A 12,114-nucleotide genomic window follows, 5' to 3' on the forward strand; every position below is an offset into this window, starting at 1 on the left:
AGGTCGTCAGTTGATCTGTGCGACCTGACTCAGCAGGACCCCGCCAAAACCATCCACGTCCAGATAGGTGCCGTCGGCGCCGGTCATGCCCACGCCGGTGACCTTGCCGCTGACGTAAGTCGCCACGGCGGTGTTGCCGGCCTGCGCGGCCAGCCCGTAGGTGCCCGGCGCCAGCGCCTCGCCGTTGTCGCCGATGCCGTCCCAGTGGAAGCGCACCAACCCGGCCGCGGGCTTGCCCAGGTCGATCGTGCGCAGCACGGTGCCGCTGGCGTCGGTGATCTTGACGAACACCTGGCCGCCGCCGTCGGGCACGTTGACCGCGCCGTCCATGCCGCCCGCGGCCAGCGTGCCGGCCTCGGCGGGCACCACCACATCGCGGCCGATCATCCCGCTCGCCTGCAGGATCTGGTTGCCCTGCAGCGACTTGCCGAGATCGTCGAACGAGGCCTGCAACGCCTGCGTCGCCGAGACCTGGCTGATCTGCGCGAGCTGGCTGACCATCTGCGATGAATCCATCGGCTTGGTCGGGTCCTGGTTGCGCATCTGCTGCACCAGCAGGCTCAGGAAGTCGGCCTGGCCCAGGGTTTTCTCCTTGCCCAGGCTGGCTGCCTTCGCCGCGCTGGCGGCATTGCCGATCGCCATGTCGCTCATGCGTGGTTCCTCGTGGCGGACTGAAGGTGATTCATGTGCAGGCGCCTCACTTGCCCAGGTCCAGGGTCTTCTGCAGCAGCTGGCGCGCCGAGTTCATCACCTCGACGTTGTTCTGGTAGGAGCGCGAAGCGGAAATCATGTTGACCAGCTCGTCGACCGGATTGACGTTGCTCGCATAGACGTAGCCGTCGGCATCGGCCAGCGGGTTGCCCGGTTCGTAGCGGCGGGGAATCGCCGCCTGGCTCTCGGTGACGCCGAGCACCTGCACGCCGTCGCCGGGCGCGTTCGGATCGCCGGCGCCCTGCTGGTTGCGGACAGTCGCGAACAGCGGCTCGCGCGAGCGGTAGGCCGCTTCGGGCGAACTGGCCACGCTGTCGGCATTGGCCAGGTTGCTGGCCACCGTGTTGAGGCGGGTCGATTGCGCGGCCATGCCGGAGCCGGCCACGCTGAAGATGGAGAACATCGACATCAGCCCTGGCCTCCGTTGATCGCCATCCGCAACATGCGGATCTGCGCGGTGATGAACGACAGGCTGGCCTGGTAATGCACGCCGTTGGCGGCGAACGCGGCCTGCTCCACCTGCGCATCGACGGTGTTGCCGTCCATGCCGGGCTGGGTCGGCACGCGGTAGGCGAGCGCCTCGGCGCTGCGCCCGGCGCCGGCGATCTGGCCCGGCGCGTCGGTTTCCAGCGTCACGCCGTTCGCCGCGTCGCTGGCCGTGGCCAGCACCTTGCGGAAATCCACGTCGCGCGCCAGGTATCCGGGCGTGTCGGCATTGGCCAGGTTGTTGGCCAGCACTTCGGTACGGCGCTGCCACAGGTCGAGCGCCCGGGTATGGATGCCGAACAGATTGGGGGTGGACGGGTTCATCGTTTCGCTCCGCATGCACTGCTGCACGGAAGCGAAAGGCAAATTGCATGCCACGGGCCGGGAAGCCTTGCGGCAGCTCGAATTCCGCGCATGTCGCGCGGCGCCGTCAGGCAGATGCCGCGGCGAAAGACGGTTTGTTGACGCGGCCCCGGCGCCGCGTGCCCGGCGTCAGCCGGTTGCCGCCTGCGGCGCGGCGACGGGTTCGGGCAGCAACTCCATCACCGCCTGCGCCAGCTGGTCGGGGTGGAACTTCGCCACGAAGCGGTCGGCCTTGACCTCCTTCACCATGCCCTCGTTGAACATGCCGCTGAGCGAGCTGTGCAACAGCACCTTGATCCGGCGCAGCGTCGGCGCCTCGCGGATCGCGCGGGTCAGCGCATAGCCGTCCAGTCGCGGCATCTCGATGTCCGATACCACCAGTTCGATCGCCTGCGCCGGGTCGCCCGCGGCCAGCTCCAGCAGCCGCTCCAGCGCCTCGCGCCCGTCCTTGGCCACCACGCAATCGGTGCCCAGTTGCTTGAACAGGTTGACCAGCCGCCGCCGCGCGATGCCCGAATCGTCCACCACCATCACCCGCCGCGACGCCAGCGAACGATGGCTGGCCTCGCGCTGCAGCCCCGCCGACAGCTCGGCCGGCGGTGCGTCGATGCTGGCCAGCACGTGCTCCACGTCGACCACCGCCAGCAGCGCGCCATCGACCCGGGTCACCGCGTTCACCCGCGAACCGAACCCCAGCGCACTGGCCGGCGCTGCCATCGCGTCGCCCGCGCAATGCACCATGCGCTGCAGGTCGGCCACCAGGAAACCCTGCACCGAGCGGTTGAACTCGGTCACCATCAGGTGCGCCGATTCCACCTCGCGCAGCGGCGCGTAACCCAGCGCGGCAGCCAGATCGATCACCGGAATGGTCTGCCCGCGGTAATCGCAGCTGCCCGCGATCAACTCGTGCACGCCGTGCAGGCGCTCCATCGGCGGTCGGCGCAGCACCTCGCGCACCTTGAACACGTTGATGCCGAACAACTGCTGGTCGCCCAGCCGGAACAACAGCATCGCCACCCGGTTGTGCCCGGCCAGCCGCGTGTGCTGCTCCACTTTCTCCAGCAATGTGCCGGCCATGCGGCCTCCCTCGGCAAGCGCGGCCGCCACGCGACCGTCTGCTGCGCTATCGGCCGGGCATGCCCCGCCTTTAGCCGGCAAAGCCCGCCCCCAGTGGTGGGGTGATCACATCGCCGCACCCACTGGCATGCGGATTGCTTGCTCAAGCTTCGACACCTGTGGCCGATGCAGCAGCCATTCCATTCCTTTGCGAGTCGATGCCAGCACCATGAGCTTTCTTCTCAAACAGCACATTGCCGCCCTGGTGAAAGCCGCCGCCCAGGGGGACGACGCCGAGCTCGCCGTGCTGCGACACCGCCACCCGCGCACCGCCGCGGTACTGGCGCCGCTGCTGGCGCGCGCCGCCAGTCGGCCGCCGTCGGCGGTGGCGCTGCAGACCATGGAACAGCAAGGCCTCGTGCTCGGCGCCGCACAACAACTGGCGCGCGAGCAGACCGCACTGGACCAGGCCGCCGCCGAAAGCCGCGCCAGCGTCGATCGCTTGACGGATGGCAGCGCCGGGATCTCGACGGCCCTGCAGCAGTTGGGCGCCGACCTGGAGCAGGCCAGCCACGCCGGCAGCGTCGGCGCCGACGGCGTCAGCGAGCTGGACGGCCAGCTGCGCCTGCTGCGCAGCGCGCTCAGCGCAATGAACCGCAACCAGAGCAAGCTGGCCGAACAGGTCGCGCAGATACGCAAGCTGACCGGCGCCGTGCAGGAGATCGCCCATCAGACCAACCTGGTGGCGCTGAACGCCGCCATCGAGGCGGCCCGCGCCGGCGAGGCCGGGCGCGGCTTCGCGGTGGTGGCCGACGAGGTCAAGCAGTTGGCCGAGAAAACCGCGCTGACCACCACTGAAATCGAGACCGTCACCGTCTCCATCGGCGATTTCTCGCTGCAGCTCGATGGCGACGTCAACCACGGCCTGCAGCAGCTCAAGCGCGCCCAGGTCGGCGTGAGCCAGTGCAGCAACCAGCTGGGCGAAGGCAGCGCCACCCTGCGTACCGCCAGCGAACGCATCCGCAAGCTGCAACAGGGTCACGACGCGCAACACGCGCGCGCCACCACCGCGCAGGCGGCACTGGGCGCTTCGCAGCGACGCAGCAGCGAGGCGCGGCGCCAATCCGAATCGCTCCATCGCGCTGCCCTGCTGGCGCATCGCCTGGGCCTGGACTGGCTGGAAGGCGAAAGCGGCAACGACCCGGCCAGCCTCAGCCTGACCGTGCGCGAAGCGGCCATGAACCTGCGCCAGGCGATGAGCCTGGCCCTGCTCGAACCGGCCGCGCTGGACCGGCGCTGGTTCGACACCCACGCCCTGGTCAGCGGCGTGCAGCGGCTCGCCCGGCTGCGTCGCGGCAGCGACAACGGCGCCGCGCTCGGCGATGCCGGCACCCAACTGGGCGAACAGGGCCAGCGCTTCATCACCTTGCTCGGCGCCGGGCAACTCGACCAGGCCGGCGCCGTGGCACGCGAACTCGAAGCGGGCCAGGACGCCCTGCTGGCCCAGCTCGACGCCCTGCTGGCCGACGCATGACCCTGCGCGCCGCCCTCGCCGCCGTCGGGTTGGTCGCGTTGCTGGGCAGCGCCACCGCGCATGCCGCTGCCACGCAGTCGCTCGACAGCGTGCGCGCGGCAGCCAAACAGGCGATGCAAGATCGTTACAGCCGACCCGGCAGCCGCGTCGTGGTCAGCACCGAGCCGTTGGACACGCGCCTGCAACTGGACGCATGCAGCGAGCCGCTGCGCGCGCTCGTTTCCGAACAGGCACAGCCGCGCTCGCGCATGACCGTGCCGGTGCAGTGCCCGCAGCCCGGCGGCTGGATCGTGCGCGTGCCGATCCAGTTGCAGGTGTTTCGCCAGGTGCTGGTAAGCAGCCGCGCGCTGCTGCGCGGCGACGGCATCGGCGCCGCCGACGTGCACGTCGAGGAACGCGACGTGACCCGCCTCGGCTACGGCTACCTGGACAACCTCGAGCAGATCGCCGGCCGCACGCTTTCGCGCGCACTGGCGCGCGGCAGCGTGCTCAGTCCCGGCAGCCTGGGCGGGCGGCGCATGGTGCGCGCGGGCGACCACGTGCAGGTGCTGGCGCAGCTCGAAGGCATCTCGGTGCGCGCCGAAGGCGTGGCGCTGGGCAGCGGCGACAACGGCGCCCGCCTGCGCGTGCGCAACGCGGCATCGGGGCGGGTGATCGACGCCATGGTCAGCGCGCCGGGCGTGGTGGTGGCCCTGCCATGAAACCGACACCCCTCATTCGAACCATGAAAATCAGTCACTTGCGCCACGGCGCGAGCGACGGTCGCGGCCCGGTCGATTTTTCGACGGGCTGCTAAAGTTTTCCGGACAGCGGCCGATTATCCAGTCACAGGGCACACTCCAGCGGGACGGGTTCCATGAACACGACGATTACCAACAACGGTTTGCCGAAGCTGCCGCAGGCCGGCAGCGGCACGGGCAGCGGCACCTCGGCCAATGCAGCCGCCGCGCCGGAGGCTTCGGTCGCGGCGCCACGCAACGCCGATCAGCTCAAGCTGACCGATTCGGCGCGGGCACTGCAGGAGGTCGCCCGGCTGGGCGACGCCTCGCCGATCGACGCCAAACGCGTCGAACAGGTGCGCCAGGCCATCGCCGACGGCAGCTACAAGATCGACGCCGGCAAGATCGCCGAACGCCTGCTGGCGATGGATCAGCAACTCGGCGGCACGGACAAGGCATGAGGCAGCCGCTGCAGCACGAACTGAACGATGCGCTCGCGTCCGTTCTGGACGAGATGCAGCAGCGTGCCGAGCAGTTGCAGACCACGCTGGAAGCCGAGCGTGCCGCGCTGGACATCGCCGACGCGGCAGCGCTGGACGCGGCGGGCAACCGCAAGCAGGCGCTGATGCAGCAACTGGAGCAACTCGACGCCGACCGTCGGCTGCTGCAGCGCCAGCAGCCGGTCAGCGACGCATCGCGCGAATCGCGCTGGGCGCAGATCCTGCAGGTGCTGCGCCACTGCCACGCGCTGAACCTGCGCAACGGCAGCCTGGTCAACCAGCGGCTGGCCCAGTTGCGCCAGGCGCTGGCCATCCTCACCGGCCACGCCGGCGAAGGCGAACTCTATGGCAGCGGCGGCGAACTGCACGGCAGCCTGCGCTCCAAATCGCTGGCCGCCGCATGAACGCGACATCCCACCCCTTCGCTGCCACCTGTCCCCGCAGGCGACACCCCCACTGACCACACGGCCGGCGCCGGCTGGCCCCGCACCGATGCGATGACCGACCATGAGCAATCTCCACGCCTCCCCCGTCGCCTCCCCGAAACACGCCAGCGCCACCGAACAGCCCCCCGCCTCGGCACTCGTTCCGCTGGCCACGCCGCTGCCGGTGCTGCGCACGCCGATGCTCGACCGCGAGCGCAACCTGTTCGCCTATGAAATCGTCTTCCACTGCGAGCCGGGTGACGAGCAGAACCTGCTGCGCAGCGTGCTCTCCACCATCACCGACGGCGCGCTGACCCGGCTGGTGCGCGGCAACCGCGCCTTCCTCAACCTGCCAGCCGAACTGCTGCCCGAAGACTCCGACGTGCTGCTGCACCAGCCGCGCCTTGGCGTGGTGCTGCAACCTTCGGTGGCCGACGACGCGGCGCTGATGAAGCGCCTGCAGCAGATGGCCGAACGCGGCTGCCAGCTGCTGCTGGAAGCCGGCGACATCGACCCGGAAAGCAGCCGCCAGCTGCAGGCGCTGCTGCAGATCGTGCAACTGGTGCGGCTGGACGCCAGCCGGCTGACGCCGGAGACGCTGAAGGAGCGCACCGAGTACCTGTTCGCCCGCGGCATCCGCGTGGTCATCGGCCAGGTCAACGACCACCCCACCTACGAGCGCTGCCTGGAGCTGCAGGTGCAGGCGATCCAGGGACGGTTCCTGCTGATCCCGCAGCCCGTCGCCGTGCCGGTGCTTACCGCCAACCGCATGAGCATCCTGCGGCTGATGGGCGCGCTGCAGGAAAAGAACCCCGGGCCGGTGGAACTGGGCAACATCATCCGCGACGACGCCGTGCTGAGCTACAAGCTGCTCAGCTGCGTGAACTCCGCCTATTTCGCCCTGCCGCGCCAGTTGAAGTCGGTGCAGCAGGCGGCGATCTTCTTCGGCGTCACGCGCATGCGCAACTGGATCGAGACGATGTCCCTGTGCGGCATGGACGACCACCCGCCCGAGCTGCTGCGCGCGGCGCTGATCCGTGCGCACATGTGCGAGAAATTCGCCGCCGGCAACTCGGCCATCTCGCCTGAAACCGCCTTCACCGTGGGCCTGTTCTCGCTGCTGGACACGCTGATGTGCGCACCGATGGATTTCCTGCTCAGCCACTTGCGGCTGGTGCCGGAAGTCAGCGACGCGCTGACCGACCGCAGCGGTCCCTACGGCACCCTGCTCAAGCAGATCATCGCCTGGGAAGCCGGCGAAATGACCAGCGGCATGGCCACGCCCCAGCGCATCATGAGCATGGCCTCGATCTACCTGGGCGCCACGCAGTGGGCCGACCAGGTGTTCGCCTCCGCCAACGGCAAGCAGGCCGCCTGACCGCACACCGGGCCACCGCCGGGGGTTTGTCACACACCCCCGCGCGACAAGCCCGCGCCCATCGCCGATAATGCGCACTCGTCGCGAATGCGCCGTGTCGGCCACTCCGCTTGCCGCAGATCAGCGACCCGACCCCGCGCGCATCGCACACTCCCCCGCCGTACCCGCGCGCTTTTCGCGCGGGCGCACAGGAATGAACCGATGAGCCGCACCATCCACTGCAGCAAGCTCCACGTCGACGCCGAAGGGCTCGACTTCGCACCCTGGCCCGGCCCCCTCGGCCAGCGCATCTATGCCGAGATCTCCAAGCCCGCGTGGCAGCAATGGCTGGCCCACCAGACCACCCTGATCAACGAATACCGGCTCAACCCGCTCGACGCGAAATCGCGCCAGTACCTGGGCGAGCAGATGGAGAAATTCCTCTTCGGCGGCGAGGTCGACCATGCCGCTGGCTTCACCCCGCCGCCTTCCGCGTCTTGACGATTCCGCACACTTTGGGTCTAATGCACGGCTCCACGCATCAACGGCAACCCACCCGGTTGTGCTTGATCGCCAGGTTCCCGGCCGGGTAGCTCAGTTGGTAGAGCAGGGGATTGAAAATCCCCGTGTCGGCGGTTCGATTCCGTCCCCGGCCACCATGTAAATCAACAACTTAGCCCACTTTGCCCAGTGGGCTTTTTTGTTTGTGGTCCCCCTGTCCCCCTCCCCGTTCCCCAGCTCGGATGAGTGTTCCCCAGCTCGACGGATCGCATTTGCAGGCATGGTCCCCAAACGAGGGAATCAGGCTGAGGACGGGTCTCGGGAGTGTCGCATCTCTGAACTTCTTAGCAGGGATACAGTGACTAATTGCGTCAAGCGCGTCCCCTGGAAATCCCCGTGTCGGCGGTTCGATTCCATCCCCTTTGACCTCGGACTCCAAACGGTCCCGTTACTCAAAGCGGGGGGACGTCGGGTCTACACGAAAACAAAGACTCGGGTCGTTTTCCTGCCTGCGCCAGCGCTGCAGGTCCAAGAAGCGAAGTCAAAGCATGCGGTCGCCTTACAAACCGCGATTGACCAGCGCGAACGGATCATCTTTTGAAAGAGAAAGGGCGCCCTCGGGCGCCCTTGTATCGTAGTGCCTGACTGCCATCACTCGACAGGACACGATGATTTTTGAAGATAGGTTGCCAATCCGAATAGCGCGAATCCATAGACCACAGCGGCGCCGATGATGCGAAACATATGAGCTCTCCTTTCATGGGCAGGCCAATCCCGCTCAACTAGGGGGATCTTGGTGCAACCTCGTCGCAAAACACGCGATTGGACTGCCGCGACGGCTACCCATGAGCAACAACAATGTCCAACGCTACACCTGCCAAGATCAAGGAAGCCACTGGTAATGCGTAGCGCAACATTTTGCCCCAGAACGTGTGCATCGGACGCAGGGCATCTTCAAGTAGCGAGATCCGCTGAATGGCCTGAGCACAAGCCTGCTCAGATCGAGCTAAGTTTGACTTGAGGCCAGCGATTTCGTGCGCAGCCTTGGCCTCGCTCTCGACGAGCAACTCACTGGTGGAACGCAGTTGCGCACCTAGCGCCTGCAGCTGATCGTCATGTGCCTCGACCATGGCCCGGTGAGCCATCTGCTCTTCAACGTGCCGGCGCAACTCGGTGAGGATGAAGATCGCAGCCTCGCGTTGATTGGCGTCAAGCGTAGTCGAATCCGCAGCGAGATTTTCGATTTTCCGGGTCAGTGCATCGTGGAAATCACGCAGAACCGCATTCTTGCGGATCTGCATCTTCATCACCAGTTCGAGAGCTAATTGTGTCGTATGGAGGCTCCCCGCCAGCTGCCCGACCATGCGAGCGAGGTCCTTCTGACCGGTGCCGGTAAACGAGCCTATGAACAGGGTGAAAGCCCCCTTGTTCTGATAGGAGTCAGCCAGCTTGCCAGCGCCCTCCACTGAGGCCATAGATTCGGCGAGATTGTTCAGGTGCCCCTCAAACTGGACCAGGGCGTCCCCTGCCGAAGGGGCCTCAGCGTCTGCTGGAGTCACCGATGCATCCACGCATTCTGGCTCTGCGAGCTTGACCAGCTTGGGAGTAATCACTTCGCTCATGGCTGAGCCTCTGGCTTGTCGTACGGGAGCGCCACCAAATGGCGCATATCGAGACGCTTGATTGACGTGTGCTCCCGCAGAACAGCCGTGCTTTCTATCGTCGCCATGACAAACCCTTGCGTCGACTCATAATATTCGCGTGCCACACCCATGAGGATCATTTCCTGTTGAGCCACGATCACCAATTGGTCAACCGCGTCCCGAGCCGCGTCTAGAGCGTCATGCCAGCCGGTTTTGAGATTGACGATGTAAGCCACCGCCGCGGGAATGACTTTTCTCAAGCAGTAGCTGCTGACACCAAAGCCAATTGCGGTTAGCGAGGCCGCCAGGTAGGGCGCGAACGGTCCAACGAAGGCAGTCAGCTGTGTTTCGATAAGAGGGTCGATCGCGTCCCAGAAGACCAACATGCCGCTGACGAGGACCGTCTCAGAGATCTTGACGATGAGCTCTTCCCGACTCATGGTCTTCGAACCTCGATAGAGATCCCATGCGCCTTTGGCGAGATCGCAGAGGTTCCTCACGAGCGCATAAACCTCAGCGATGGCCTTGGACAATGCATTAACCACGAACTCGATGAGCCCAGAAAGCAACTGCATCGCGGACGTCACCAAACCCTTAACGGCCTCGAAAACCTTGCGCAGAAATCTTTCCACACGCTCGGCAAGCGTTGGCTTCCCTTCTCCGAAGCAGATGTCCGCAAGCTCATCCTTTAGCGCAAAACAAATAGCATCAGCCAATTGCTCAAGTATCGCGAAAGACATGTTAGCCAAGCCTTCCTTTGCCGCACCACCAACCAGCTTTGCAGTGCTTCCGGATGAATCCTTGATCTTCTTCCCCTCCTGGTTGCTGCGGGTGCCCTGTTCCGTCAGAAGCTCTTCGCGACTGTTGATCGCGGGCTTATGCTCCCGGATAAGGTGAGCTTCCAATGCAGCTGCGGTTTCCTTAGATCCCATGACAATCCACCGCACTGTGCACCCCTCCTCCAGCACGCTATCCAATTTGTAGGGCTTGCCCATCCGTCTGCCCCGCCGATAGTCGTTCATATGACCAGCGACCCAGCGCTTGCCCAGCTTCGTGCTATCTCCCACATAGACAGGCCGGTTTTCTTTGTCAAAGACGACATAAACCCCAGGCGCATTCGGCATGTCGCGCATGCCTTCGGCGACGCCACCTTTCACGGTAAACGCGCCGTCAAACTTGATCGTCGTGATGGACGAAATGCCACTCACGAATGACTTCGTGATCACTTCTTTCCATGCCTGTCCTCGCTGAGCAACCTCCAGCACACTGGATGCGCCTGTCGCGTCCAACGTATCTGAGAGCACGGCCCCAGGATCAGAAGTTTTCGCGTTGGGGCGAGAGTTCTTCTTGTTCCTGTAGCCCGCCACGAGCTTGCGACGGACGTTGGTGATCCCCCGCTCTATGACTTTATCTAGGAGATCCGGAAGCACGACGGTGCTGTGGGTCGATTCATTCTGACGATTCATATGACCTTCCTTGCGTAGATGGCTGCAACCAGGTGAGCGAGCAAACCTCGGGTCGCACCTCATGACCGAGCGAATTCTCAACGGAGCTAAAAGATGATGCGCCAGATCATAGGGCGATTTGGATCTCAGGTTTCGAGACCTCGCGGCGGGGGTCAAAGCTAGTTGGCGACCTAGACGGTTTGAATCGCCCCGGGTTCCGTGGAGGCTGTTTGGTTTAAGTCAGACCTCCACGGGGGCTGCCTGACTGGCGAGTTGCCGGTAGTAGCTCTTAGACTCAACTTCCAAGTGCAACGCCCCCATATCAAGGCGTTGCCATGCGCAGAACCTACCATCACCTGAGTCCCGAAGATCGCGCGATGATCATGATCGAGCGCCAGAACGGCAGCAGCCTACGCTCGATTGCTCGCCGGCTGGGCCGTTCGCCGTCGACTCTTTCGCGTGAGCTGCGGCGCGCCGGGCCCGGAATGTACGACGCGACGCGGGCTGCTGAAGGCTATCGCGAACGTCGCGGCGCAAGTCGGCGCTCGCTGCTGCTGACGCCCGGCACGGCGCTCTACCAGCACGTCCACGATCGGCTTGTGTTCTCCCGCTGGTCGCCGCAGCAGATTGCCGCCAGACTGCGCCAGATGCCCGAGTCCGAACGCCCCGGCCTGGTCAGCCACGAAACGATCTACGCGACCATCTACGCCCAGCCGCGAGGCGCGCTGAAGCAGGGCATGGTCGCCGCGCTGCGCCAGTCGAAGCCCAGGCGTGGGCGCCGCAGGACAACGGCCTCGGCCTGCAGCTTTGTGCCGGAAGCGCTGCGGATCGAGAATCGACCGGAACACATTGAGAATCGTCTGGCGCCCGGCCACTGGGAAGGCGACTTCATCAAGGGCGCCTACAACCGCTCTGCGGTAGCGTGCTGGTGGAACGCAAGACACGCTTCGTGGTGCTCTGTCGCATGGACGGCTGCACAGCGGCGGATGCGGTGGAAGGCTTCACTCGCCAGATGAAGAAGCTGCCGGCCTTCCTGCGCGAGAGCCTGACCTACGATCGCGGCAGCGAGATGGCCAACTTCCGGGAGCTGAGCCAGCGGTTGAAGATGGACATCTGGTTCTGCGATCCGCATGCGCCGTGGCAGCGCGGCAGCAACGAGAACACCAACGGGCTGTTGCGCCAATTCCTGCCCAAGGGCAGCGACCTGTCGATTGCCAGCCAGACGTTGCTCAACGACATCGCCCGCCTGCTCAACGGCCGGCCGAGGCAAACGCTGGGATGGAGAACCCCGGAGGAAGCCCTGGCCGAGGAGATGGCGAAATTCTCACCGGGTGTTGCGCTTGCAAGTTGAGACCAAGGCTTGCCTCGGCCTCT

At 65.4% G+C, this 12,114-nt stretch carries 12 protein-coding genes, 1 tRNA gene and 1 pseudogene; 8 read left to right on the forward strand and 6 right to left on the reverse strand.

Annotation, left to right across the window (positions count from 1 at the left end):
• Nucleotides 1-6: 6 nt before the first annotated feature.
• From ACVCMI_RS14770 to ACVCMI_RS14785, 4 genes are all read right to left on the reverse strand, one after another.
• Entirely contained in the window at nt 7-651 is a 645-nt protein-coding gene (locus ACVCMI_RS14770) for a flagellar hook assembly protein FlgD (RefSeq protein WP_447098321.1), read from the reverse strand.
• A gap of 46 nt (nt 652-697) precedes the next feature.
• Nucleotides 698-1,120: a flagellar basal body rod protein FlgC gene (gene flgC / locus ACVCMI_RS14775; protein ID WP_447098320.1), complete on the reverse strand. Its 423-nt coding sequence runs from the start codon at nt 1,118-1,120 to the stop codon at nt 698-700.
• A complete protein-coding gene (flgB, locus tag ACVCMI_RS14780) occupies nt 1,120-1,521 on the reverse strand; it encodes a flagellar basal body rod protein FlgB (RefSeq protein ID WP_447098319.1) in 402 nt (133 codons plus the stop codon). The genes flgC and flgB overlap by 1 nt, the downstream gene beginning before the upstream one ends.
• Before the next feature lie 168 nt (nt 1,522-1,689).
• A complete protein-coding gene (locus ACVCMI_RS14785) occupies nt 1,690-2,637 on the reverse strand; it encodes a chemotaxis protein (protein WP_395119838.1) in 948 nt (315 codons plus the stop codon).
• Between the two features lie 208 nt (nt 2,638-2,845).
• Here ACVCMI_RS14785 and ACVCMI_RS14790 point away from each other — a divergent pair, with 208 nt between their 5' ends.
• From ACVCMI_RS14790 to ACVCMI_RS14820, 7 genes are all read left to right on the forward strand, one after another.
• Nucleotides 2,846-4,150, forward strand: coding sequence for a methyl-accepting chemotaxis protein (locus tag ACVCMI_RS14790; RefSeq protein ID WP_447098318.1), 1,305 nt, complete (start codon nt 2,846-2,848; stop codon nt 4,148-4,150).
• Nucleotides 4,147-4,851 carry a flagellar basal body P-ring formation chaperone FlgA gene (flgA, locus tag ACVCMI_RS14795; protein WP_447098317.1) on the forward strand — a complete coding sequence of 235 codons (705 nt, stop codon included), beginning with the start codon at nt 4,147-4,149 and terminating at the stop codon, nt 4,849-4,851. The genes ACVCMI_RS14790 and flgA overlap by 4 nt, the downstream gene beginning before the upstream one ends.
• Before the next feature lie 155 nt (nt 4,852-5,006).
• Nucleotides 5,007-5,330: a flagellar biosynthesis anti-sigma factor FlgM gene (gene flgM / locus ACVCMI_RS14800; protein ID WP_395119841.1), complete on the forward strand. Its 324-nt coding sequence runs from the start codon at nt 5,007-5,009 to the stop codon at nt 5,328-5,330.
• Nucleotides 5,327-5,773 (forward strand): flagella synthesis protein FlgN, encoded by a 447-nt coding sequence (locus ACVCMI_RS14805; protein WP_447098316.1) that lies wholly within the window; start codon nt 5,327-5,329, stop codon nt 5,771-5,773. Before flgM ends, ACVCMI_RS14805 begins: the two co-directional genes overlap by 4 nt.
• Before the next feature lie 103 nt (nt 5,774-5,876).
• Entirely contained in the window at nt 5,877-7,172 is a 1,296-nt protein-coding gene (locus tag ACVCMI_RS14810) for an EAL and HDOD domain-containing protein (RefSeq protein ID WP_447098315.1), read from the forward strand.
• A 201-nt stretch (nt 7,173-7,373) separates the two neighbouring features.
• Entirely contained in the window at nt 7,374-7,652 is a 279-nt protein-coding gene (locus ACVCMI_RS14815; protein ID WP_447098314.1) for an oxidative damage protection protein, read from the forward strand.
• A gap of 82 nt (nt 7,653-7,734) precedes the next feature.
• Nucleotides 7,735-7,810, forward strand: a tRNA-Phe gene (locus ACVCMI_RS14820).
• Between the two features lie 681 nt (nt 7,811-8,491).
• Here ACVCMI_RS14820 and ACVCMI_RS14825 read toward each other — a convergent pair.
• A complete protein-coding gene (locus ACVCMI_RS14825; RefSeq protein ID WP_447098313.1) occupies nt 8,492-9,274 on the reverse strand; it encodes a hypothetical protein in 783 nt (260 codons plus the stop codon).
• Nucleotides 9,271-10,761 (reverse strand): nucleotide excision repair endonuclease, encoded by a 1,491-nt coding sequence (locus tag ACVCMI_RS14830; protein WP_447098312.1) that lies wholly within the window; start codon nt 10,759-10,761, stop codon nt 9,271-9,273. Before ACVCMI_RS14830 ends, ACVCMI_RS14825 begins: the two co-directional genes overlap by 4 nt.
• 314 nt (nt 10,762-11,075) lie before the next feature.
• Here ACVCMI_RS14830 and ACVCMI_RS14835 point away from each other — a divergent pair.
• Nucleotides 11,076-12,091, forward strand: a pseudogene (locus ACVCMI_RS14835) (IS30 family transposase).
• The last annotated feature ends 23 nt before the right edge of the window (nt 12,092-12,114 follow it).

It is taken from the genome of Rhodanobacter sp. UC4448_H15, from assembly GCF_052978265.1.